The sequence below is a fragment of the Tatumella terrea genome, assembly GCF_039523755.1.
GTDB lineage: Bacteria > Pseudomonadota > Gammaproteobacteria > Enterobacterales > Enterobacteriaceae > Tatumella > Tatumella terrea.
Genome location: NZ_BAAAFX010000013.1, coordinates 37,320 through 62,149 on the forward strand (window position 1 = coordinate 37,320; position 24,830 = coordinate 62,149).

Annotated in this window: 20 protein-coding genes and 1 riboswitch; of the genes, 13 read left to right on the forward strand and 7 right to left on the reverse strand. The window is 54.3% G+C overall.

Features of this window, described 5'->3' with window-relative positions:
- Positions 1-104: 104 nt before the first annotated feature.
- Positions 105-728: a TIGR04211 family SH3 domain-containing protein gene (locus ABD035_RS08350; RefSeq protein ID WP_212715023.1), complete on the reverse strand. Its 624-nt coding sequence runs from the start codon at positions 726-728 to the stop codon at positions 105-107.
- Between the two features lie 201 nt (positions 729-929).
- Here ABD035_RS08350 and ABD035_RS08355 point away from each other — a divergent pair, with 201 nt between their 5' ends.
- From ABD035_RS08355 to hldE, 3 genes are all read left to right on the forward strand, one after another.
- Complete coding sequence (locus ABD035_RS08355) at positions 930-2,249, forward strand: CYTH domain-containing protein (protein ID WP_343869300.1); 1,320 nt, start codon at positions 930-932, stop codon at positions 2,247-2,249.
- A 49-nt stretch (positions 2,250-2,298) separates the two neighbouring features.
- Positions 2,299-5,133 (forward strand): bifunctional [glutamate--ammonia ligase]-adenylyl-L-tyrosine phosphorylase/[glutamate--ammonia-ligase] adenylyltransferase, encoded by a 2,835-nt coding sequence (gene glnE / locus ABD035_RS08360; protein ID WP_343869303.1) that lies wholly within the window; start codon positions 2,299-2,301, stop codon positions 5,131-5,133.
- 181 nt (positions 5,134-5,314) lie between these two features.
- Positions 5,315-6,745, forward strand: coding sequence for a bifunctional D-glycero-beta-D-manno-heptose-7-phosphate kinase/D-glycero-beta-D-manno-heptose 1-phosphate adenylyltransferase HldE (hldE, locus tag ABD035_RS08365; RefSeq protein ID WP_343869306.1), 1,431 nt, complete (start codon positions 5,315-5,317; stop codon positions 6,743-6,745).
- 54 nt (positions 6,746-6,799) lie between these two features.
- Here the strand turns inward: hldE and ubiK are convergent, their stop codons facing one another.
- Entirely contained in the window at positions 6,800-7,108 is a 309-nt protein-coding gene (ubiK, locus tag ABD035_RS08370; RefSeq protein ID WP_212714428.1) for a ubiquinone biosynthesis accessory factor UbiK, read from the reverse strand.
- A 170-nt stretch (positions 7,109-7,278) separates the two neighbouring features.
- A riboswitch (FMN riboswitch) is annotated at positions 7,279-7,427 on the forward strand.
- Between the two features lie 109 nt (positions 7,428-7,536).
- Between ubiK and ribB the strand changes: the two genes are divergently transcribed.
- Positions 7,537-8,193, forward strand: coding sequence for a 3,4-dihydroxy-2-butanone-4-phosphate synthase (gene ribB, locus ABD035_RS08375; RefSeq protein WP_212714429.1), 657 nt, complete (start codon positions 7,537-7,539; stop codon positions 8,191-8,193).
- Positions 8,194-8,375: 182 nt separating this feature from the next.
- A complete protein-coding gene (ygiD, locus tag ABD035_RS08380) occupies positions 8,376-9,161 on the forward strand; it encodes a 4,5-DOPA-extradiol-dioxygenase (protein WP_343869310.1) in 786 nt (261 codons plus the stop codon).
- A gap of 55 nt (positions 9,162-9,216) precedes the next feature.
- On the opposite strand, the gene ABD035_RS08385 is transcribed toward ygiD, so the two are convergent.
- The 3 genes from ABD035_RS08385 to tolC form a co-directional block, all read right to left on the reverse strand.
- Positions 9,217-10,377 (reverse strand): glutathionylspermidine synthase family protein, encoded by a 1,161-nt coding sequence (locus ABD035_RS08385; protein ID WP_343869312.1) that lies wholly within the window; start codon positions 10,375-10,377, stop codon positions 9,217-9,219.
- 8 nt (positions 10,378-10,385) lie between these two features.
- Complete coding sequence (locus ABD035_RS08390) at positions 10,386-11,036, reverse strand: DUF1190 family protein (protein ID WP_212714432.1); 651 nt, start codon at positions 11,034-11,036, stop codon at positions 10,386-10,388.
- Positions 11,037-11,178: 142 nt separating this feature from the next.
- Complete coding sequence (tolC, locus tag ABD035_RS08395) at positions 11,179-12,660, reverse strand: outer membrane channel protein TolC (RefSeq protein ID WP_343869315.1); 1,482 nt, start codon at positions 12,658-12,660, stop codon at positions 11,179-11,181.
- A gap of 224 nt (positions 12,661-12,884) precedes the next feature.
- Here tolC and nudF point away from each other — a divergent pair, with 224 nt between their 5' ends.
- Genes nudF through parE form a run of 5 tightly spaced genes read left to right on the forward strand, consistent with a single transcriptional unit; the run spans position 12,885 to position 17,343 of the window.
- Positions 12,885-13,520, forward strand: a complete 636-nt coding sequence (gene nudF / locus ABD035_RS08400; RefSeq protein ID WP_343869317.1) for an ADP-ribose diphosphatase — start codon at positions 12,885-12,887, stop codon at positions 13,518-13,520.
- Positions 13,517-13,942 (forward strand): DUF1249 family protein, encoded by a 426-nt coding sequence (locus ABD035_RS08405; RefSeq protein WP_212714435.1) that lies wholly within the window; start codon positions 13,517-13,519, stop codon positions 13,940-13,942. The genes nudF and ABD035_RS08405 overlap by 4 nt, the downstream gene beginning before the upstream one ends.
- Positions 13,943-13,987: 45 nt before the next feature.
- Positions 13,988-14,815, forward strand: coding sequence for a 3',5'-cyclic-AMP phosphodiesterase (gene cpdA / locus ABD035_RS08410; protein ID WP_343869319.1), 828 nt, complete (start codon positions 13,988-13,990; stop codon positions 14,813-14,815).
- A 3-nt stretch (positions 14,816-14,818) separates the two neighbouring features.
- The gene (yqiA, locus tag ABD035_RS08415) at positions 14,819-15,400 is read left to right on the forward strand and encodes an esterase YqiA (protein ID WP_212714437.1); all 582 of its coding nucleotides are present in this window, start codon (positions 14,819-14,821) and stop codon (positions 15,398-15,400) included.
- A 47-nt stretch (positions 15,401-15,447) separates the two neighbouring features.
- Entirely contained in the window at positions 15,448-17,343 is a 1,896-nt protein-coding gene (gene parE / locus ABD035_RS08420) for a DNA topoisomerase IV subunit B (protein ID WP_212714438.1), read from the forward strand.
- Between the two features lie 813 nt (positions 17,344-18,156).
- Here the strand turns inward: parE and ABD035_RS08425 are convergent.
- Positions 18,157-19,074 carry a DMT family transporter gene (locus ABD035_RS08425; protein ID WP_343869321.1) on the reverse strand — a complete coding sequence of 306 codons (918 nt, stop codon included), beginning with the start codon at positions 19,072-19,074 and terminating at the stop codon, positions 18,157-18,159.
- A 419-nt stretch (positions 19,075-19,493) separates the two neighbouring features.
- Between ABD035_RS08425 and ABD035_RS08430 the strand changes: the two genes are divergently transcribed.
- A complete protein-coding gene (locus ABD035_RS08430) occupies positions 19,494-20,417 on the forward strand; it encodes a LysR substrate-binding domain-containing protein (RefSeq protein ID WP_343869323.1) in 924 nt (307 codons plus the stop codon).
- Here the strand turns inward: ABD035_RS08430 and ABD035_RS08435 are convergent.
- A complete protein-coding gene (locus ABD035_RS08435) occupies positions 20,410-20,991 on the reverse strand; it encodes an NAD(P)H-dependent oxidoreductase (protein ID WP_212714441.1) in 582 nt (193 codons plus the stop codon). The two genes, ABD035_RS08430 and ABD035_RS08435, sit on opposite strands and share 8 nt — an antisense overlap.
- A 625-nt stretch (positions 20,992-21,616) precedes the next feature.
- On the opposite strand from ABD035_RS08435, the gene parC reads away from it, so the two are divergent.
- Positions 21,617-23,905 carry a DNA topoisomerase IV subunit A gene (parC, locus tag ABD035_RS08440; RefSeq protein ID WP_343869326.1) on the forward strand — a complete coding sequence of 763 codons (2,289 nt, stop codon included), beginning with the start codon at positions 21,617-21,619 and terminating at the stop codon, positions 23,903-23,905.
- A 167-nt stretch (positions 23,906-24,072) separates the two neighbouring features.
- Positions 24,073-24,810, forward strand: a complete 738-nt coding sequence (locus ABD035_RS08445) for a 1-acylglycerol-3-phosphate O-acyltransferase (protein WP_212714443.1) — start codon at positions 24,073-24,075, stop codon at positions 24,808-24,810.
- Positions 24,811-24,830 lie beyond the last annotated feature (20 nt).

A 24,830-nucleotide genomic window follows, 5' to 3' on the forward strand; every position in this document is an offset into this window, starting at 1 on the left:
CCCTGTATTTCTGTCACAGTATACAGGACCAGGACAATTCGGAAATTACTGGCCGGAAATCGCCTGCCGGGGCAGCATCCCCGGCAGGCATCAGTCTGTCGCGGTTAGCGCATCCAGCGGTCACTTTTTTTGCGACGCGGGATCATATGGGGCAGCAACAGACCGAGCAGCAGACCGATCCCCAGCACTCCGCCGCCATACATAAACCACTGCATAATAATGGCACGTTGCTTATCATCTAACTGAACGTTGGCGGCATTCACTTTCTTCTGTGCCACGATCAGCTGATTTTTCAGATTCTGGTTTTCCTGCTTCAGCGCATTAATGGCATCATCACTGCCGGCCACTTTCTTTTGCATATCTGCCGTACGCTGGTTCCAGCTGTTATCTATGTTCGCCAGCTTATCGGTCAGCACTTTTACCTGCTGCTGCAACTGGGGGACCTGGGTCCGCAGGCTGGGGGAATCACTTAGCTGTGACAGCGGGATCCAGTTAGTCCGGCCCTGGCCATCACGAATTTCGGCGTAGTGGGTATCCTGATTGGTCTGTAACAACGTCACCTGGTCTCCGGCATTCAGCTTGCCGACCAGACGGTATTGATCCCCGGGGCCGCTGCGGACCCAGGTGGACAGCTCATCAGAAATATAGCGGGTGGTGTCTGCATGGACGACCGGCGCAAGACCGGTGAAAGCCAGCAGAAAAATACCAGTACGTGTAATTTTATTCATTCGACGTCGTTTTTGCATATTATAGGGGTTAGTTCAATGCCACAGTCTGGAGAGGGGCCGGATAGATATAAATGAGAACTTTCCTGTTCTCGGCGATGGTAAAGCCTAACAAATCCAGGACATTGAGTCTTTAGTCGATTACTCTGGATGATGGAGTAATTTTCCGGTTAATTGATAGCAATTGTGATACTCAGAGACCCTATGACCATTGAAACAGAATTAAAGTTCATTGCCAGTAAAGAAGCCGTGACCCGTCTGGCAGAACGCCTGAATGGCTGCCCGGGCCAGCATTTCGCCCCCCGTACGTTAGCAAACATCTATTTTGAAACCCCGGACAACCAGCTGCGTCGCTGGGATATGGGGTTACGCATCCGTGGCATTGATAATCAGTATGAGATGACGCTGAAAACCCGCGGACAGACGCTCGGCGGCTTGCATCAGCGTCCGGAATACAATGTCAGCTTAACCGCGAATGCCCTGGACATCCGTCTGCTGCCAGCGGATGTCTGGCCGGAAGGCACGGACGTCGATGTATTACAGCAACAGCTGCACCCGCTGTTTCAGACCGATTTTGTCCGGGAAGTCTGGCTTATCACCTATGCGGAGAGTGAAATCGAAGTGGCGTTCGATCAGGGAGCCGTGATTGCCGATGAACTGCAGGTGCCGCTATTTGAAGTCGAGCTGGAACTGAAGCAGGGAACGCGCCACGATTTAATGGCGTTTGCTTTTGAGCTGGTGGGTGACGGAGGTCTGCGTCCGGGCAGCCTGAGTAAAGCTGCCCGCGGTTACCATCTGGCTCAGGGGAATCCGCCAAAAGATGTCCACCCGTTCCCGCGTCTGCAGTCGGAAAAGAAACTGAACTGTGAGCAGGGCTTACAGGCGATGTTATCCACCTTACTGGCAGAATGGCAGTACCACGAAGAACTCTGGCTGAACGGTGATAGCAAGGCGGCCGCCCGGGTCCGGGAAATCCTGCTGGCGATCCGTGAGGTGTTTACCTTGTTCGGTGGCATGCTTCCGCGTAAGGCCACGGGACAGTTACGCGAACAGTTGCTGGCACTGGAACAGGCGATGACCGGGGATATCTCTGCCGAAACGCTCTGTTTTTCTGCCGTCTCTGCACAGACCCAACTGATACTGACCCACTGGTTAATCGAACAACCGTGGAAGGCGCTGCTGGAAGATAAGCACCGTAAAAAGATGGAAGGCTCGTTTAAGCGCTTCTGTGATGTGATGCTGGGGCGGGTTTTCGCGGAATTAAAACAGATCACCGCCGAATTTAATCAGGAGTCTGAATATCAGGATAAAGTCCTGAAAATCCATAAGCAGTTACTGGCTGTCTGTCTGCTGTGCGGTGCTTACCCGATAGCGGCGGTCGATGAGTGGCTGGCCCCCTGGTGGCTGGCACTGAAAAAGATCAATGAACAGCAGTACGATGATCTCCCCTGGACCTTACGCTCGCTTCACCGGCAGGCCCCTTTCTGGCTGAACGGCAATGAGGCGGCCAAAATCAGAGAATAATCGCTGCAAAGTTCAGGCAGCCCTTCAACAGAAATCACAGGAAAAGTGTATGTTGCCGTTACCTTCGTTGTTGCAGGATCTGGCCGGTAAAGCGGCCGCGACGCTGAATCCGCCACTCCCGCCGGAGACCTTACCGGCCGCAGCCCTGGCATTCAGTGACTTTATCTGCGAAAGCTTACAACAGCACCCCGGATGGTGGCAGCAGATACAGCAACAGCCACCTCAGGCGGAGGAATGGCAACACTATGCGTCCTGGCTGAGCGTAGCGTTACAGCCGGCAGACAGTGAAGCGAAGGTCATGCAGGTATTACGTGAATTCCGGCGTCATATGCTGGTACGTATTGCCTGGATGCAGGCACTTTCTCTGGCCGCCACGGAACAAAGCCTGCGTCAGCTCAGTGAGCTGGCGGAGGTATTGATTGTTGCGGCGCGGGACTGGACGTACCGCCAGTGTTGCCAGGAATGGGGAACGCCCTGTAACGCCGAAGGAAAGCCCCAGACCCTGTATATTCTGGGGATGGGTAAGCTGGGAGGGGGCGAACTGAATTTCTCGTCAGATATCGACCTGATTTTTACCTGGCCTGAAAACGGCACGACCCGCGGGGGCCGGCGTGAACTCGACAATACGCAGTTTTTTACCCGCATGGGGCAGCGTCTGATCAAATTACTGGATCAGCAAACCCCCGAGGGGTTCGTCTATCGGGTCGATATGCGTCTGAGGCCTTTCGGCGACAGCGGGCCGTTAGTCATGAGTTTTGCGGCCATGGAGGACTATTATCAGGAACAGGGACGGGACTGGGAACGGTATGCCATGGTGAAGGCGCGGATCATGGGAGAGGCGGACGACGACGGCTACCAGGAATTGCAGCAGATGCTGCGTCCGTTTATCTACCGGCGTTATATTGATTTCAGCGTGATCCAGTCGCTACGGACCATGAAAAGCATGATTGCCCGCGAGGTGCGTCGCCGGGGACTGACGGATAATATTAAGCTGGGCGCCGGAGGGATCCGTGAGTGCGAATTTATCGTTCAGGTGTTTCAGCTGATCCGCGGCGGACGTGAGCGTTCTCTCCAGCAACGTTCCTGGCTTGCGGCACTGGAGGCTATTGCTACGCTCCATCTGTTACCCGCAGAGGAGGTGACGCAATTGCGGGCCGCCTACCTCTGGCTGCGCCGGCTGGAAAATCTGCTGCAGAGTATCGGGGATCAGCAGACGCAGACATTGCCGGCGGATCCCCTGCAGCAGGAAAGGCTGGCCTGGGCGATGGGCACGTCTGACTGGGCGCAGCTACGCACAGTGCTGAATCAGCATATGTCGCGGGTAAGGGCTATCTTTGACGCATTGATCGGCGAGGATATCCCCGATGCGGGCGGGCAACCGCTGGCCGGTGATTATAATGAGTTGTGGCTGGGTGAATATACCTGCGAAGAGCTGGCCCCGCTCACCCCGGCGCTGGATGACGCACAACGTCAGCAATTATTACACCATTTACACCATTTCCGTCACGATGCTAACCGCCGTACCATCGGCCCCCGCGGCCGCCTGGCGCTGGACCAGCTGATGCCGCGCCTGCTGGCAGAACTCTGTCCGCGTCCGCAGGCGGATACGGTGCTGCAGCGACTGCTCCCCCTGCTCAGCGGTGTGCTGACACGAAGCACCTATCTCGAACTGCTGACAGAACATCCTGGTGCGCTGTCTCACCTGATCCGTTTATGTGCCGCTTCTCCGATGGTCGCGGATCAACTGGCACGTTATCCGTTATTACTGGATGAATTGCTGGACCCGGCGACGCTGTATCAGCCGATGGCCACGAATGCTTATCGTGACGAATTACGCCAGTATCTGATGCGAATTCCGGTGGATGATGAAGAGCAGCAACTGGAAGCCCTGCGCCAGTTTAAGCAGACTCAGCATTTGCGTATTGCCGCCGCCGATATTGCCGGCGCTTTACCGGTGATGAAAGTCAGTGATCACCTGAGCTGGCTCGCTGAGGCGATCCTTGAAACCGTGGTACAGCAGGCCTGGGGTATGATGGTTCAGCGTTATGGCCGGCCTTCCCATCTCAGTGATATGCAGCAGCGGGGATTTGCGGTGGTCGGTTACGGTAAGCTCGGCGGGCTTGAACTGGGTTACAGCTCTGATCTGGATCTGGTCTTTCTGCATGACTGCCCGGAGGAGGCTGTTACTGATGGCGCGCGAAGCATCGATGGCCGTCAGTTCTACCTGCGGCTGGCCCAGAAAATTATGCATTTATTCAGTACCCGCACCGCGTCGGGCATTCTGTACGAGGTCGATGCCCGGCTGCGTCCGTCGGGCGCGGCCGGTATGCTGGTCAGTACGTTCAGTGCTTACCGGCAATATCAGCTGGAAGAGGCCTGGACCTGGGAGCACCAGGCGCTGGTCCGCGCCCGAATCGTTTACGGTGATGCCCGGCTGGCGACCTGTTTTGATGAGATTCGCCGGGAAGTGCTTTGTCAGCCGCGGCCTCAGCCGGCGCTGCAGAACGAGGTGCGGGAGATGCGTGAAAAAATGCGTCAGCACCTGGGCAGTAAAGTCAGGCAACGCTGGGATATTAAAACCGACCAGGGCGGGATCACCGATATTGAGTTTATCGCTCAATATCTGGTACTGGGGCAGGCAGCCAGTGAGCCGGCGCTGACCCGCTGGTCGGATAATATCCGTATCTTTGAAGCGATGGCACACTACGGCGTTATGCCGGCGGAGGAAGCTGAGCAATTAAGTGCGGCTTATGTCTCGCTACGGGAAGCGCTGCATCACCTCGCGCTGCAATCCCTGCCTGCCACGGTGGCAGAGGAGGCGTTTATGCCTCAGAGGCAAACGGTAGCGCAGAGCTGGCACCACTGGCTGGAACAGCCGGCGTAACCTGTCACGCGCTGTCGTACAGGCAACTTTTTTCTGTCTCTGTTGCCTTAACTGCAGTGTTTTTGCTGGCTGTTTTGTCGGGTCAGCGGATTAGGTCTTGCAGATAGCAAACACGGAAGGGTGTTTGTGGTATTATCGGCAAAAATTTTGGTCTGGTTAATTGCTGTCTGGAGTCGTTTGAATGAAAGTAACGCTGCCTGATTTTGGCCGTGCGGGTGTACTGGTGATTGGTGACGTGATGCTGGATCGTTACTGGTACGGACCGACACAACGCATATCTCCTGAAGCACCGGTGCCGGTGGTTAAAGTGGAAACCGTGGAAGAGCGGCCTGGCGGAGCGGCAAACGTCGCAATGAATATCGCGGCCCTCGGGACGGCTTCACGCATTATTGGTCTGACCGGAGAAGACGAAGCGGCCGACACCTTATGCCGGACGCTGGAAGAGGTGCAGGTTGGCTGTGATTTTGTCCGCCTCAGCACCCATCCGACCATTACCAAATTACGGATCCTGTCGCGTAATCAGCAACTTATCCGTCTCGACTTTGAAGAAGGCTTTGGGGATATTGACCCGCAGCCCATCCATCAGCGTATGACAGCGTCTGTGGATCAGGTCGGCGCGGTTGTGCTTTCTGATTATGCGAAAGGGGCGCTGTCTGACGTACAAACGCTGATCCGTCTGGCCCGTGACGCCGGGGTACCGGTGCTGATCGACCCGAAAGGGACCGATTTTGAACGTTATCGCGGTGCAACGTTACTGACACCGAACCTGTCAGAGTTTGAAGCCGTGGTCGGAAAATGCCGTGATGAAGCCGAAATTATCGGCCGCGGTATGACGCTGATGGAAAAATATGAACTGTCAGCGCTGCTGGTGACCCGTTCAGAGCATGGGATGACCCTGCTGCAGCCAGGTAAAGATCCGGTACATTTACCGACACTGGCGCAGGAAGTTTACGATGTTACCGGAGCCGGTGATACGGTGATCGGTGTACTGGCCGCTTCCCTGGCGGCGGGATGCAGCCTGGAAGATGCCTGTTTCCTGGCCAACGCCGCCGCAGGGGTGGTGGTCGGTAAGCTGGGCACCTCGACCGTCAGTCCGCTGGAACTGGAAAATGCCATTCATGCCCGTCCGGAAAGCGGGTTCGGGGTGATGGATGAACAGCAACTGAAACAGGCGGTTGCACAGGCGCGGGCCCGCGGAGAGAAGGTCGTTATGACCAACGGTTGCTTCGATATTCTGCATGCCGGCCATGTCTCCTATCTGGCTCATGCACGCAAGCTGGGCGACAGACTGATTGTGGCAGTCAACAGTGATGCCTCTACCCGTCGTCTGAAAGGCGAAAGCCGTCCGGTCAATGCGCTGATGAACCGTATGATTGTGCTGGGGGCGCTGGAAGCCGTGGACTGGGTGGTCGCGTTTGAAGAAGATACGCCTCAGCGCCTGATTAGCGAAATCTTACCGGACTTACTGGTCAAAGGGGGCGACTACCGGCCGGAGCAGGTTGCCGGAGGCGAAGAGGTCATAGCCAATGGCGGTGAGGTTCGGATCCTGAATTTTGAAGATGGTATTTCCACCACTAATATCATTAATACCATCAAAAGCCGCCAGTCCTGAGCCACACCGGGCCGCTGACGGACTGAAAAACGGGAGCCTCTGGCTCCCGTTCTTTTATTCTGCCGCAGACGGTTTGTTGTCTTGTGCGTCAGCGTCGGCCACGACCACAGGAACGTCGGGTGTATTCTGACTTTCCAGCGCGGCCAGACGTTGCTCCAGCGCAGTCAGTTTTTCACGGGTACGCATCAGCACCTGAGTCTGGATATCGAACTCTTCGCGGTTCACTAAGTCCATCCGGCCCAGTTGCGCCTGTAATACCTGACGAATTTTCTTTTCGACATCATCGCCCAGCGTACGGATCCCCTGCGGCATCGCGTCATGTACCTGGCGGGCAAGTTGTTCAATTTTCTTCGTATCTATCATGGCTGTTTCCTGTAATGTGCGCCCGAAAGCGGGCCGGTGGCTGTCCCGGATAAGATTAAGTGTAATGCTTCAACGGTAAACGGGAAACCATAAATTAAAAGCAATAAATGTTAATAGCTTTTGTCTTTCTCCTGATTGCCGTTTTTCCGGATTGGGGATATAGTGAATTGGCTTATTCTCAGGGCGGGGCGAAATTCCCCACCGGCGGTAAATCAGTGTCTACTGAAAGCCCGCGAGCGCTTCAGCCTCTGGCTGAAGGTCAGCAGATCCGGTGTAATTCCGGGGCCGACGGTTAAAGTCCGGATGGGAGAGGGTAACGATAGTCCAATGGCCCCGGGTGGGTCCATGCCGTTATTTTTTATGTCTTGCTGACATTCCTCCTAAGCTGCCCTGATTCTGGTAACGTTGATAATCAAAGGATTTTTACCATGAATCAGACTCTTCTTTCTGAATTTGGCACGTCTGAACAACGTGTAGAACGTGCACTGGCTGCACTCCGGGAACAGCGCGGCGTTATGGTGCTGGACGATGAAAACCGGGAAAATGAAGCGGACATGATCTTTGCCGCAGAAACAATGAGCGTTGCGCAGATGGCGCTGACCATTCGTCACGGTAGCGGTATCGTCTGCCTGTGCCTGACCGAAGAACGCCGCCGTCACCTGGATCTACCGATGATGGTGGATAATAATACCAGCGCGTACGGGACCGGGTTCACCGTGACTATCGAAGCGGCTCAGGGGGTTACCACCGGCGTTTCGGCACAGGATCGTATTACGACGGTACGTGCGGCAGTGGCCGACGATGCCCGGCCTTCCGATCTGAACCGTCCCGGCCATGTATTTCCGCTGCGCGCCCGTGAAGGGGGAGTGCTTTCCCGTGGCGGCCATACGGAAGCAACGATCGATCTGGTTCGTCTTGCCGGGTTTAAACCGATGGGTGTGCTGTGTGAACTGACCAACGATGACGGTACGATGGCCCGGGCACCGGAAGCCATTGAATTTGCAAAACAACATAATATGCCGGTCGTGACTATCGAAGATCTGATTGCCTGGCGTCAGGTGCACGACAACCGACAGGCGGTTTAATTCCGCCACCGCTCCTCCTGAAAGCTGACATCCCGTCAGCTTTTTTTTATGGCTTGCCGCCCCCGCCGGCTCTGTCTTTGTTCAAATTCATTGAAAATGATCATCACCGTTATCAGGGTGTAATCCGTGAGGGAAAGCGTATCGTGTAATGCATTAGCCCAACTGAATTGCGGAATAAATATATGACAGCTTCACGTATGCCGGCGGTGTTTCTCGGTCATGGCAGCCCGATGAATGTACTGGAAGAAAATCGTTATACCGAATGCTGGCGCGAACTGGGGGAACGCTTACCCCGGCCCGACGCCATACTGGCGGTTTCTGCCCACTGGTATACCCGTGGTACGGCGGTAACCGCTATGGAGCAGCCTCGCACCATACATGATTTCGGCGGCTTTCCGCAGGCATTGTTTGATACGCAGTACAATGCTCCGGGGGCTCCGGCACTGGCGCGGACAGTGGCAGAGCTATTGTCGCCGGTCCCGGTCGCTCTCGATCAGCAGTGGGGGCTGGATCATGGGTCATGGGGCGTTCTGATTAAGATGTATCCGGATGCCTCCCTCCCGGTCGTGCAATTAAGCATCGACGGAACCCAGCCGGCCAGTTATCACTTTGCGCTTGGACAAAAGCTGGCTGCTTTACGTGAGCAGGGAGTGATGATTGTCTCGAGCGGAAACGTGGTTCATAACCTGCAGAAAGCGCGTTGGGGAGGCGGGGATGAAGTGTACCCCTGGGCAGAATCCTTTAATGATTTTGTCCGTGAGAACCTGAACTGGCAGGGCGAGCCGTCTCAGCATCCGCTGGTGAATTTTATGCAGCATGAAGGCGCGGCGTTATCTAACCCGACTCCTGAACACTATCTGCCATTACTTTATATTCTGGGCGCATTTCAGCCGGGTGATAAGATCTCTGTTCCGGTCGACGGTATCGAGATGGGATCCCTGAGTATGCTGTCGGTGCTGGTGGAATAACGTTACGATGGCGGGGATCGCCGGGATCCCCGCCGGTTGCCTCTCTCCGATCAGCTTATCCGGTGAAATAGTGCGGGTAAAAGCGGGAAAGATCCTGAGTGATCAGTTGCTTATCTTCCCTCAGCCCGATACCCGCCGGCGCATCATCAATCAGCCAGCTACCGATGACGGTGTAATTGCCGTCAAACCTCGGGAGCGGGTGAAACTGCTGAATAATGTAGCCTTCTTCGCCGTACGGGCCACCGGCACAGGCAATTTCGCCCTGACTATCCATGATGCGGATGTTAGCACCCTCGCGCGAAAATAAGGGTTTGATAACATATTTCTCCGGCAGCGGCGGGTTATCTTCAGCAAACCACGCCGGTAACAGGTTCGGATGGCCGGGAAACATCTCCCATAACAAGGGCAGGATGGCTTTATTCGAGATAATACTTTTCCAGGCCGGTTCCAGCCAGCGAACCCCGGCATCGGCCAGTTTCATGGAGAAGGATTCCCTGAACATATGTTCCCAGGGATAGAGCTTGAACAGATGACTGATCACTCTGTCGCCGGTATCGGTAAACTGACCTTTTTCACCCAGCCCGATATCATCAATGTACAGAAAATCATTATCAACGCCTGCTGCACTGGCGCAGTCCTGCAAATACTGTACTGTTGCACGGTCTTCGTCGGTATCACGACAGCAGCTCAGGTGCAGCAGAGGTATGCCGGAATGCTGTTGTAACTGACGGAAACGCTCAATCAGTTTTTCCTGCAGGCTGTTAAACTGATCACTGCCGGCGGGCAATTGCCCGGCCGCTAGCTGGTCCTCCAGCCAGATCCACTGGAAAAAAGCGGCTTCATACAGCGAGGTCGGTGTATCAGCATTATTTTCCAGCAGTTTGGCATCACCTTCGCCTCCCCACGCCAGATCCAGTCGGGAGTAGAGCGATGGCTGCCGGCTTTTCCATGCATCGGCAACAAACGGGCGGACATGTGCCGGTATGCGGAATTTATCCAGCAGTGTTTCGCTATGTATGACTCTGTCGACCGCCTGCAGACACATCTGGTGCAGCTCTGCCGTGACTTCTTCCAGGTAGTCAATCTGTGACAGCGTAAAACGGTAACAGGCTTCTTCACTCCAGTAGGGTTCGCCATACAGCGTATGGAAATTGAAGCCATATTCTTCGGCTTTTCTGCGCCAGTCAGGACGTTCGGTGATCCGTTGTCGTTGCATACCCGGCATCAGCCTCCGAAGGTTCTGCCGCTGCGGGCAGCGGGTGCAGCGCTGTGACGTTGCATAGGCATCTGGCGGGCCACGGACTCGCCGAAACCGCCCCGGGTAATGGTAGTGGTGGTCGCCGGTTTCGGTGTCATGGCGCTTTTCGGCACGGTCGCACTGCGTCCGCCCGCAGCCGGACCGTAGCTCCGGCCGGAAGCATCCACAAATTGTCCGCGGGCCGGGCTGGTGGCACTGCGCGGACTGAACAGCGGCTGAGCCATCCCTCCGCCCATCATCCGTCCCATCATGTAGCCGGCCATCAGCGGCATCCAGGGGCTGCTGCTGTGCTGAGCTTCAGTCCCGGCGGCTGCCGGCACCTGCTGGCACTGATTATCACCAAATTCGGCGACGCAATCTTCACGGGTGGCATATTTCGGGGCGGTACGTGCGGCTTCTTTAGCGGCACTGTTATAAGCGCTGGTACATTGTGTGCTCTGACCGGGATTTGCCTGACTGCACTGGTCAGCATTCATATACATTGAGACTTTTTCGTCTTTTTGCTCGCAGCCAGTGACCATAAATACTGCAGAAATAGCCATCGCAACCGGTGTCAGATGACGGGGTTGCCAGCCTTTACGAAAGGCCGCATGACGTATGTTTTTTGTCCGTTTCATTATATTTTTCCTGAACCCAGAGATCAGGGCTAAGAATAGGGGATGGCTGGTCGAAAATGAAGCAGAAGCAGGGAGTGTGCGGGGATCTTTACGTTGTTATACGTTTCGCCGGGGAACAGGGCTGTCCCCCGGCAAATCAACGTTAGTGGCGGAAAGGATTGCCACCACGGGGTGATGCGACGTTCTGACGGGCTGCGGCCGGGGTGACGGCAGCACTGCCTGGCGCCGAGCCATTGCCATCCGCCGCGGCATCCTGTTGCGCATTTTCAGGCGCAACAGTATCCGGGGATGTCGAAACGTCTTTACCCAACTGAGCATTCAGCGCGGCCAGGTCCTGTTCATTCAGGGTACCCAGCGCATACTTGATATTCAGCTGGTTAATCAGATAACTATAGCGTGCATCTGACAGCTGCTGTCTGGCGTTGTACAGGGTGGTGGTGGCATCCAGTACATCGACGATGGTACGGGTCCCCACCTGGTAACCGGCTTCCATCGCATCCAGAGAACTTTTCGCAGAGACGACGGCCTGTTTATACGCATTAATGCTACTGATGGAGGCATTAACGTTATTAAACGAGGAACGCACGGTCTGTACCGCAGAGCGGTGTGCGCTTTCCAGTTTTTCACTGGCGCTGACAAAGCTGTATTCAGCCTGTTTTACTTCAGAGGAGACCGCGCCGCCGCTGTACAGCGGAATAGAAAGGCTCAGTCCGACCTGAGTGGTGCCGGCGATGGAGTCCTGGGTGGATGACGTGGTGTGTGCGCGGTAGCCATCGTACTTGCTGTTAGACATTCCGGTCGATGCCGTCAGCCCCAATGTCGGCATATGGCCGGTTTCGGCATATTTAATCTGTTCACGGGCCAGATCCTGTGAAAGACGCGCGGATAATAAGGTCAGGTTATGATTATCGGCTTCTTTCAGTAATGCCCCCACGGCTTCCGGCTTCTCGGTGCTGAAACGGGAAATATTCAGAGACGCCAGCGCGTAATAATCATTACCGGTCACCTGACGTAAGGCTTCCACCTTATTATCCAGATTATTACGGGCAGTGACTTCGTTGGCTAATACACTGTCATATTGTGCGCGGGCATTCTGTACATCCGTAATCGCCACCAGGCCGACATTAAAACGCTGCGTCGTTTGGTCCAGTTCGCGATAAATGGATTGTTTCTGCGCTTCGGTATAAGAGAGCGTATCGATAGCACTCAGCACATTAAAATAGGCTGTCGCTGTATTCAGGATAAGATCCTGTTGGGCAACCTGATAAGTGACATCCTGAATACCGGCCGTTTTTTCCTGTAACGTCAGCGCACGCCATTTAGACATATCAAAAATAGTCTGTGTCAGCTGCAATGACGCGCTGCCGGTATTAGAGCGGATACCACTGTTGTCACGATAACCACTATTAAATGTGTAATCGCCGCCCAGACCTAACTGAGGTAACAGAGGACTGCGTGATTCATTAATTTTTTCGAACGCGGCATCACGATCGGCAGCAGCACTGCGCAGGTCAGGGTTAGAGGTACGGGCCTGCTGGTAAACCTGGAGAAGATCTTCTGCCTGGCTAAGCTGTGTGAAGCCGGCAAGGCTCATGCCAATAATGACGGGGAGCAATTTTTTCATTTGCATTCCTTGTTTTGCAGCGAAATTGCATAAATGGTGCTGTCGGGTGCCAAAAAATAATCAGCGATTCTATCAGAGTCAGACGGCATGTTAAGTTGGCTTAACGTGCCATCCGGGTTGGATAGCGCGAAATAAGTGCCATACAGATACCTGCAACGGGGTGTAACAATTGCAGTATATAACGTTATACCGGGTTGTCATCAGACGTTATCAGGAGTATCGCAATGACGGAAATAAAAAAATCGCCCATCACTTTCGGGCATCACGATGTAGAAATTATGACACGGGAAAGCCGGTATAAAGGATTTTTTTCTTTAACGAGCTATCGATTTCGCCATCGTTTATTTTCCGGCGGGATGAGTCCGGTGATTGAACGTGAGGTTCTGGAACGGGGCCACGCCGTCGCCGTTCTGCCTTATGACCCCCGGCGTGACCAGGTGGTGCTGATAGAGCAGATCCGCATCCCGGCCTATGATACCAGTGAAACCCCGTGGCTCCTCGAGATAGTGGCGGGTATGATAGGTGAGGGAGAATCGGATGAGCAGGTGGCACGGCGTGAAGCAAAAGAAGAAGCCGGTTTACTGCTGGGCCGGCTGAAACCTGTGATAAATTATTTGTCGAGCCCCGGCGGGAGCAGTGAACGTATCACTGTACTGGCAGGTGAGGCCGATGCCTCGACGGCGAAAGGATCTCACGGGCTGGCAGAAGAGAACGAGGATATTCTCGTCCGGGTGGTGAGCAGGGAGCAGGCTTATCAATGGGTAGAAAAGGGGATTATCGATAATGCAGCAACAGTGATTGCCCTACAGTGGCTGGAGCTGCATCACAGACGACTACAAGAAGAATGGAAGGCCACATGACTCAACGTTACACTCCCGATTTCCCTGAAATGATGCGTCTCAACGAGACGAACTATGCACAACTGCGTCGACTGTTACCCCGGGATGAGCGGGAAGGGGAGAGCATTACGTATCAGATTAACGGTGCCCGTTACCGTCTGACCGTTGAAGAGTCCACGCGCTACACCACCCGAATTAATCTTTGCCAGACAGCCCCTGCCGTCAGCTACTGGAGTCTGCCGGCGATGTCTGTCAGGTTGTATCACGACGCCCGTGTTGCGGAAGTGTGTTCAACGCAACAGATCTACCGTTTTAAAGCGCGCTATGATTATCCGAATAAAAAATTACACCAGCGTGATGAAAAGCATCAGATTAACCAGTTCCTTGCCGAGTGGCTGCGTTACTGCCTGCTGCAAGGGACGATGGCCGAAGCGATGTGTTAAATCCGACACCTTCCCCGATAATAGCGTGCTCACTAAGGATATCTCTTGGATAGTGTGTTAATACCCCGGATCGCCGATAACTCACAGATACGCGTGCTGCAACTGACGGATACCCATCTGTTTCAGGGCCGGCACGAATCTTTGCTGGGCGTCAATACCTGGGCAGGTTTCCAGGCGGTATTAGAGGCGATTATTGAGCGGCAGGATCATTTTGATTTAATTATTGCTACCGGTGACCTGGCTCAGGACCATTCGATTCAGGCCTATCGGAATTTTGCGGAAGGGATTTGCAGGCTGCCCGCCCCCTGTGTGTGGTTGCCGGGGAATCACGATTTTCAGCCAGCCATGTATGATACGCTGGCCAGTGCAGGCATCAGTCAGTCCAGGCATGTTCTGCTGGGGGATCACTGGCAGATGCTGCTGCTCGATAGCCAGGTCTATGGCGTGCCCCATGGCATGCTCAGTGATTTTCAGCTGGAATGGCTGGAGATGACACTATCCCGTTCGCCGGAACGGGATACGCTTATTCTGTTGCATCATCATCCTGTGCCGTCCGGATGCCGCTGGCTCGACCAGCATAATCTGCGGAATTCCCATCAGCTGGATGCCGTACTGCAGTGGTATCCCCGTGTCAGGGCGCTGATTTGCGGGCATATCCATCAGGAAATGGATGAAGACTGGAAGGGCCGTCGGGTGCTCTCTGCACCTTCCACCTGTGTCCAGTTTAAGCCCCATTGCAGCGGTTTTACTATCGATGCTCTGGCCCCGGGCTGGCGTACCTTAACCCTGAAACCGGGCGGTGAAATGGAGACTGCTGTTTACCGGCTGAAAACGACCGACTTCCTGCCCGATCTGGAATCTGAAGGATATTAGTCCATGTCTGTTTTGCTTTACCTGCATGGTTTTAACAGTTCCCCCCGTTCTGTGAAAGCGACCCTGCTGCAGCAATGGGTGCAACAACATTACCCGCAAATCACCATGATCACGCCACAATTACCGGATCATCCCGATAACGCCGCCCGGAGTCTGGATGAGCTGGTCACCGGATTTGCCGGAGAGCCTGCGGGCATTGTGGGGTCGTCGCTTGGCGGGTATTATGCCACCTGGCTGTCACAGCGTTTTATGCTGCCGGCGGTGGTGATCAACCCCGCCACCCGGCCATTTGAACTGCTGCAACACTATCTGGGCGATAACCGGAACCCGTACACGGGCCGGGAATATGTGTTAGAGTCTCGCCATATCCATGACCTGAAGGCGATGCAGGTCGACCCTCTGGTCGCACCGGATCTTTTATGGCTGTTATTACAGACCGGCGATGAAGTCCTCGACTACCGGCAGGCGCTGACGTATTACTCAGCCTGCCGCCAGACCGTCGAGGAAGGGGGAGATCATGCCTTCCGCGGTATTGAACGCTATTTTCCACAGTTGATTGATTTCCTGGGATTAGCCTGCGACTGACACTGCAGCGCGAACCAACCTAATTCAGAAAAAACGAAAAGAGAACAATGACCCAATCAAGTTATAACGCGGATGCTATTGAGGTACTGACCGGGCTTGAGCCTGTCCGTCGGCGACCGGGCATGTATACGGATACTGCGCGTCCTAACCATCTTGGACAGGAAGTCATTGATAACAGTATCGATGAAGCGCTGGCCGGGCATGCGAAACGCGTCGAAGTGATTTTGCATGCGGATCAGTCGCTGGAAGTGATTGATGATGGCCGGGGGATGCCGGTCGATATCCACCCGGAAGAAGGGGTGCCGGCGATTGAATTAATTTTCTGTCGTTTGCATGCCGGGGGTAAGTTCTCGAATAAAAACTACCAGTTTTCCGGCGGATTACACGGGGTCGGGATCTCGGTGGTGAACGCACTGTCGACCCGTGTTGAAGTTTCTGTTCGCCGTAACGGTGAAGTCTTCGCGATGGCCTTTGAAAACGGTGAAAAAGTCGAAGACTTACAGGTGGTCGGCACCGTCGGTCGCCGTAACAGCGGGACACGGGTTCACTTCTGGCCGGACGCCTCATTTTTTGACAGCCCGCGCTTTTCCGTCACCCGGCTGACCCATCTGCTGAAAGCGAAAGCGGTTCTCTGCCCCGGGGTGGAGATTATCTTCCGGGATAAAGCGGCTAATACGGAACAACGCTGGCGTTATGAAGACGGTCTGACCGACTATCTGAAAGAGGCGGTGGATGGTCTGATCACCTTACCGGAACAACCGTTTGTCGGAACATTTTCCGGCGATACGGAAGCCGTGGACTGGGCCTTGCTCTGGCTACCGGAAGGCGGAGAGTTACTGACCGAGAGCTACGTTAACCTGATCCCGACAATGCAGGGCGGAACGCACGTTAACGGACTGCGTCAGGGACTGCTGGATGCGATGCGCAACTTCTGTGAGTACCGCAATATCCTGCCGCGTGGCGTTAAACTGTCCGCCGAGGATATCTGGGATCGCTGTGCTTATGTGTTATCGGTCAAAATGCAGGATCCGCAGTTTGCCGGTCAGACCAAAGAACGCCTTTCTTCACGTCAGTCTGCGGCCTTTGTTTCGGCAATTGTTAAGGATGCCTTTAGCCTGTGGCTGAACCAGAATGTTCAGCAGGCGGAACAACTGGCAGAGATGGCCATCAGTAGTGCTCAGCGCCGTATGCGTGCCGCCAAAAAAGTGGTGCGCAAAAAGATCACCAGCGGCCCGGCCCTGCCAGGCAAGCTTGCGGATTGCACGGCCCAGGATCTGAATAAGACCGAGCTGTTTCTGGTGGAAGGGGATTCCGCCGGCGGTTCGGCTAAACAGGCCCGGGATCGTGAGTATCAGGCGATTATGCCGCTGAAAGGGAAGATCCTGAATACCTGGGAAGTCTCTTCCGATGAGGTCCTTGCTTCACAGGAAGTTCATGATATTTCTGTGGCGATTGGGATGGATCCGGACAGTGAAGACCTCAGCCTGCTGCGTTACGGCAAAATCTGTATCCTGGCGGATGCGGACTCCGACGGACTGCATATTGCTACCTTGTTGTGTGCATTGTTTGTCCGTCACTTTCCGGCACTGGTCCGTGGCGGCCATGTCTATGTTGCGATGCCGCCATTGTATCGTATTGATTTGGGGAAAGAAGTTTACTATGCCCTGGACGAAGACGAGAAAGCCGGTGTGCTGGAACAGCTGAAACGCAAGAAAGGCAAAGTGAATGTTCAGCGCTTCAAAGGGTTAGGTGAAATGAACCCGATGCAATTGCGTGAAACCACACTGGACCCTAATACCCGCCGGCTGGTTCAGCTCTCTGTCGATGACAATGACAGGGAGGAAACCCTGAAGATTATGGATATGCTGCTGGCGAAGAAACGTTCTGAAGACCGTCGTAACTGGTTGCAGGAACGGGGTGATAAAGCGGATATCGAAGTCTGAATACCGGCCAGGCAGACCGCTGTCTGGCATTGAGCCCCGCTGATATGGCCTTGCCGGGAGATCCTGGCAGGCCATCCCCGTATTATCACCGGCGTCCACTCCTCCGGTCTTTACTGAATCATTGATACCCGCTCTGCCAGCCGTCCTGAGTTATTACCGGCAGGATGAGCGGACTCATATCCTTGTTATTCCGTTTACTATCCACCCCGGCTCTGCCCGTCGGTATCAGTCGTCCGTTCGGGCCGTGGTTGTAATCCCTGAACACTCACTGAATCACCGATACCCGCTCAGCCAGCCGTCCTGAGTTATTACCGGCAGGATGAGCGGACTCATATCCTTGTTATTCCGTTTATTATCCACCCCGGCTTTGCCCGTCGGTATCAGTCGTCCGTTCGGGCCGTGGTTGTAATCCCTGAACACTCACTGAATCACCGATACCCGCTCAGCCAGCCGTCCTGAGTTATTACCGGCCGGATCAGCGGATGTATTTCGTAAGTATTCATTGAATCACTCACCCCGGGTATCAGGTGACAGCCCGCATTAAAATCCTTAGTGATACCCTTCAGACGGACTCTTACCCTGTGTGCAGACGCATTTTATCTCCGTACCCACCGTGGTGCTTATCTTCCTGCCGAGGTCTGACTCCGGTGGCAGGGGGATCCCGCAGGGGAGGGCTGTTTTCGGGGGAAGACAGGCCACGACACAAGGCCCGGTCACAGCACAAGCCGTCCGGGGACAGATATCCCGTAAATTCACCGGAAGAGTGTTACGCATGTCTCTGCCGTCGGTGAAATCCCCCGCTATCTTTGGCGCTTACAGTTCGGTTAACCGCCGGGCTGAGCGGTTGCGATCCGGGGCCAGAGTGATAAGCACCACGGAGAAAAGTATTAGCAGAGAGCCGATCCATTCGGGGAAGCCAAAAGGAACGCCCAGCAATATCACCGACAGGAAAGCGCTGCTCAGCGGCTCCGCACAACTCAGAATACTGGCATTCTGGCTTCCGGTCAGATAAGCCCCTTTCAGGAACAGACTGAAAGTCAGTGCGGTACCGATCAGAATCAGATAACCCAGCGCCAGCCCGCCGGAAAGGCCCAGCATATGCAGATCCAGGCCCGGCAGATAAAAGGGTACCAGAACCGCACCAGCTATCAGCATACTGACGCCAGTGACAGACAATGTACCGAAACGGCGTATTAAGCCCGAAGAATAGCCGGCGTTAAACGCCGCCGCGCAGGCGGAAATCAATCCCCACATCAGGCCAGAAACAGAAAGCTGTAATGATGTCAGATGCCCCTTTGTTGCCATTAACAGGGTGCCTGCCAGTGAGGTCATGACTGCAATACAAATCATTGCTCCCGGTAATTTCCGGCGAACAACAACGTTGTACAGGACCAGTACGACAGGGGCCAGAAACTGTAAGATGGTAGCGGTCGCGGCATTGGTCTTCTCTATAGTGACCAGGAAGGAGAGCTGTATCATCAGCGTCCCGAACAGACTAAAAATAATCAGCCTGCTTACTGTCGCCCGTTCACGAAACATTTTCCCCGGCTGACCGCCCTGTAACCGGCCCAGCAGTGTCAGGATCAGACCGGAAAACAGTAGCCGGATCATGGTGACCGCGCCGGGAGTCAGAGGATAAGACCGGAAAAGGTACTGGGCACTGACCCCGGAACTTCCCCACAGCGTCGCAGCCAGCAGAACCAGATAAACTCCCTGACGAGATGTATTCATTAATTTTGTACAAACCCTTGCGTAAAAAAGTATAGAAACCATTTTCTGGCGTCAGTGTCACGTCAGCATCAGCCTGTCTGATAAATACAGAGTCTGGTTTTGCATCTCCTGAGTCTGTTAAACAATTATTGTCCCCTCAGGGGACCCGGGTAAAGTATGTTTATACGGGAAATAAAAGTCATTGTGATAATTGCCAGCAACACGGCGGCGATGGATCAGGTCAGCATGAGGCTGACGTCATGAAAAGACAACGCCAGCCCAACGGCGAGCGGTCAGGGGAAGTGGTGAGCAGGTATATTGTGCGGGCTCTCTGGTCACCGTGGGCCTGCTGATGGCAAACTCGGCACGATAAGTACTAATGACAGCCTGCCAGGTCACTCCGGCCTGAGGTATGGCGGGAACCTGCCGGGAAACAATGAATGAAAGTGACTCTTGAGGATATGCGCATCTGGATAGCTGTCGTGGACAGTGGCTCGATCACGGCCGCCGCCGCACAGCTGGATATGACTTCGTCGACAGTCAGCAGAACACTGAGCCGCCTGGAGCGTAAGCTCGAAACCGCCCTGATGTTACGTACGACCCGCAGAATGGCGCTGACACCGGAAGGGACCTTATTTCTGCAGCGGGCCCGTGAAATCGTGTCTGCCATGGAATCTGCCGAAGATGAGCTGGCGATCCGCCGGGAAACCCCTGCGGGGAGATTACGCATCAACACCGCACCTTCGTTTATGCAGCATGTCATTGTGCCGTTTATTGGCGGATTTATGGAAAAATATCCGCAGATTGAACCTGAACTGGCCACGGACGATTTACCCATAGATCTGCTGGAGCAGCAAACAGATATCGCTATCCGGATGGGCGTATTACCGGATTCGGGGATCCATGCCCGGTTACTGGGGTACAGCCCGTTACGGTTATTTGCCAGTCCGGACTATCTCCGCCGCTATGGTATGCCGCGGCACAGTGACCAGCTTAGTCAGCACCGCACACTGGGGTTTACCCAGCCGGCCGTGCACAATCACTGGCCGGTACTGACTGCGCAGAATGAACTTTTGCAGGTGACGCCGACCTTACGGGCCTCGAGCGGAGAAACCATTTTGCAGCTGGCGATTGCCGGACAAGGGATAGCCCGGCTCTCGGACTTTGCTTCTGCCTCTGCGCTACGTCAGGGGCTGCTGGTTCCGGTACTGGAAAACGTTCTGCATCCTATGCATCTTCCGGTACATGCGGTGTATTACCGCAATGCCTCTCTGGCGGTGCGGGTTCGCTGTTTTCTAGATTATCTGCAACAGACCGTACATCAGCACGGTCTGTTAGTGAACGCCTCACCGTCAGTCAGTTAAATACTGTCTGTAAGTGCTGCTGGTATTGCGAGATATACAGCGGTACTTGCGGGTCTTTAATGACATCGTTACAGATAAAGGTCGGTAACGGACTCATCCCCAGGAACTGACAGGCTTTATGGGAATGCAGATATACGCCATCGACCCCGACACCTTCAAAGAATTGCTGCGGATCGGTGAAGGCTTCCAGCGGGGCATTCCATGTCAGAGATAACATGTATTTTTTACCCTGCAGCAGTCCACCGGAACCGTATTTTTTGCTGCTGTCTTCGCGGCTTCGCCCGTCACTGGCATACAGACGGCCATGACCATAGGTAAAGACTTCGTCGATATATTTTTTAACGGTCCAGGGTTCACCCATCCACCAGCCTGGCATCTGGAAAATAACCACATCATGGCTGACGAATTTATCGATTTCTGCCTCGATCTCGTAGCCCTGATCGATTCGTGTGACGGAGACCTGATGACCAAGACGACGAAGCTCTGCTGCTCCTTCTTCACTCAGGGTGTGATTTAATCGTCCGGCGGAGTGACCGAAAGTGGTGCCTCCATCAATGATCAGGATCTGACTCATACGTGTTTCCTCATTAAGTATTTTTACGCATTATGGTCTCTGTGAATCATTATGGTGTCTGTGAGTGAGGAAAAAAACCCGACATACCGCACAAGAATTTTGCCGCTGGTGCAATAATCCTGCGGCATACCTGCGATCCTTCGACCGCAGCTCGCCGTCATCCCTGCCCGGTGGCCTGGTCAGGTAACTTTCAGCCCGTAAGCTGACCTTGTGCATCCGCGAGAGAAGGCTTTGCCGGCAGGGAGATGCTTATCGTCCCCCTTCCGGCAGAGATAACCGCGATGTCCCCCCTGACCGCCACGGGATTGATCCCGAAACGGGTTACCGGTCTGAGTATAGCGGCGGGACAGCGGCTATAATGATGACCTCCGCCGGTCCGGCCGGAAATCAATGGCGGAAAGGGTATCGTAATAAACCGATCCTTATGCTCAGGCCGGGGACACAAAGAGAGTCTGCTGACGGGGCAGTCACGGCGTTTTCCGCCGCTCAGCGGTCGGTGTGAAAAACCTTCCGGTGCTGCCTCCTGTTAGTCCCTGTGACTAAGCCCGGTGAATAATGTACTATCCCCGCCAGATAACCGCCAAAGACTGGTGTCTGGCTGGCCGCGAAGTGAGGATTGATTAAGATGAGCGACATGACCCGGGACGGCACTGAACGTCTCGCATTGCATAAATTTACGGAAAACGCATACCTGAACTATTCCATGTACGTCATCATGGACAGGGCGCTGCCCTATATCGGTGACGGACTGAAGCCGGTTCAGCGGCGTATCATCTATGCAATGTCTGAGCTGGGGTTGAATGCCAGTGCCAAATTTAAAAAATCAGCGCGTACAGTCGGGGATGTGTTAGGTAAATATCATCCGCATGGCGACAGTGCCTGTTATGAAGCGATGGTCCTGATGGCTCAGCCCTTTTCCTACCGTTATCCGCTGGTGGATGGCCAGGGGAACTGGGGAGCACCGGATGATCCTAAGTCCTTTGCCGCAATGCGTTATACCGAATCACGGTTATCGAAATATGCGGAAATCCTGCTCAGTGAACTGGGGCAGGGCACGGTCGACTATGTACCTAACTTTGACGGTACGCTGGAAGAACCGAAAATGCTGCCCGCCCGGTTACCGAATATCCTGCTGAACGGGACGACCGGTATCGCGGTGGGGATGGCCACCGATATTCCGCCACATAACCTGCGGGAAGTCGCCAATGCGGCCATTGCACTGATCGAACGCCCCTCGACTACACTGGATGAGCTGCTGGATATCGTGCAGGGCCCGGATTTCCCGACCGATGCCGAAATCATCACTCCGCGCAGCGAGATCCGAAAAATCTATGCCAGCGGACGCGGCAGTGTCCGGCAACGGGCGGTCTGGAAAAAAGAAGATGGCGAAATCGTCATTTCTGCACTGCCGCATCAGGTCTCCGGGGCCAGAGTCCTGGAACAGATTGCGACCCAGATGCGTAATAAGAAGCTGCCGATGGTGGAGGATCTGCGTGATGAGTCTGATCATGAAAATCCGACCCGGCTGGTGGTTGTGCCGCGTTCTAACCGTGTCGATGCAGAGCAGGTGATGAATCATCTGTTCGCCACCACGGATCTCGAAAAAAGTTACCGCATCAACCTGAACATGATAGGCCTGGACAACCGGCCGGCGGTAAAAGATCTGCGGGAAATTCTGAGCGAATGGCTGGTTTATCGCCGTGAAACGGTGCGTAAGCGTCTGAACTTCCGGCTGGATAAAATTCTGCGCCGGTTAAATATCCTGGCCGGTTTGCTGGTCGCCTTCCTGAATATCGACGAAGTGATCGATATTATTCGTACAGAAGATGCCCCGAAACCGGTACTGATGTCGCGTTTTGAACTGAATGATATTCAGGCAGAAGCGATACTCGAGTTGAAGTTACGTCACCTGGCGAAACTCGAAGAGATCAAAATCCGTGGTGAGCAGGATGAGCTGGCGAAAGAGCGTGATGAGCTCCAGGCTTTACTGGCGTCAGAACGAAAGATGAACACACTCCTGAAAAAAGAGCTACAGGCCGACAGTAAAACCTATGGTGATGACCGCCGCTCTCCGCTGTGTGAACGTTCAGAAGCGAAAGCGATCAGTGAAACGGAACTGGTGCCTTCCGAGCCGGTGACGATCGTTCTTTCGCGGATGGGGTGGGTCAGAAGTGCGAAAGGCCATGATATCGATCCGGCCGGGCTGAATTATAAATCCGGTGACAGTTATCTGGCTTCCGCCCGCGGGAAGAGTAATCTCCCTGTCTCCTTTATCGATTCCAGTGGACGAAGCTATACCCTTGATCCGAACACCTTACCTTCGGCACGAGGCCAGGGAGAACCACTGACCGGCAAGCTGACACTGCCGCCAGGGGCGACCATGGAACATGTGCTGATGGAGGCGGACGATCAGCGCTTGCTGATGGCCTCGGATGCCGGCTATGGCTTTATCTGTAATTTCAGTGACCTGCAGTCGCGTAACCGTGCCGGTAAAGCCTTACTGTCACTGCCGGCCAATGGCAAAGTAATGGCACCGCTGGCGGTACATCATGATGACGACATGCTGCTGGCGATCTCTTCTGCGGGCCGGATGCTGATGTTCCCGGTCACTGATCTGCCCGCGTTATCCAAAGGAAAGGGCAATAAAATTATCTCTATTCCGGCGGCCGAAGCGGCCGAAGGGAAAGATAATCTTGCCTGGTTACTCCTGCTGCCGCCGGGCAGTGTAGTGACGTTATATGTCGGAAAACGCAAACTGACACTGCGTGAAGAGGATCTGCAAAAATTCAGAACTGAACGCGGACGCCGCGGTACCTTGCTGCCTCGCGGATTACAGCGTATTGATCGGGTGGAAGTCGATGCGCCGTCACGAGGCGCAGAGGGTGATGCCGACAGTGAGTCTTCTGAGAATTAACCGATTGATATTTCTGCCGGCAGATTCTGCGAACCTGAAAAAAAACGTTATACTTGCCGGCTGAAAAAGTATATCAGGGTAACCACAGCACTGACCGACGGCCAGAGCTGTGATATTCAGGCCTGCCTTCAGGATGCTGCGGGGGCGGCCACTATTACGAGGTTGTTATGCTGTTAGTTCTGCGCGCCCTTTTCGTTTTTATTTACTCGGTCATCGTCTGTGTCGGAGGATGCCTGTGGTGTTGCTTCTCTCCCCGTAATCCTCGCCACGTCGCGACTTTTGCTCATGCCTTTGGCTGGCTGCACAATATTTTCGGTGTGCGGATAGAGTCCCGGAAACCGGAAGGGGCTGACAAGATCGGGAATGCTATCTATATTGCTAATCACCAGAATAATTATGACATGATCACTGCGGCCAATATGGTCCAGTCGCCCACCGTCACCATTGGCAAAAAAAGTCTGGTGTGGATCCCTTTTTTCGGACCGCTTTACTGGCTGACCGGTAATTTGCTGATCGACCGCGATAATAAAAATAAAGCCCACGACACTATCAGTGACCTGGTTGAACAGTTTAAGAAAAAAGAGATCTCGTTCTGGATGTTCCCGGAAGGAACCCGTAGCCGTGGCCGTGGTTTGCTGCCGTTTAAAACCGGGGCATTTCATGCCGCTATTGCCGCCGGCGTTCCGGTGATCCCTATTGTTGTTTCAGATACCCATAATAAAATTAAACTCAATCGCTGGAATAATGGTCTGGTGATTGTGGAGATGCTGCCACCGGTAGATATCAAACAGTTTGAAGGTCAGTCTGCCAGGAAACTGGCGACCCATTGCCGTGAACTTATGGCAACCAGACTGGAAGAGCTGAATGCAGAGATTGCCCGTCGCAGTCAGGAAAAACCTGAATAACCTGACAGCTGGCTGAAGCG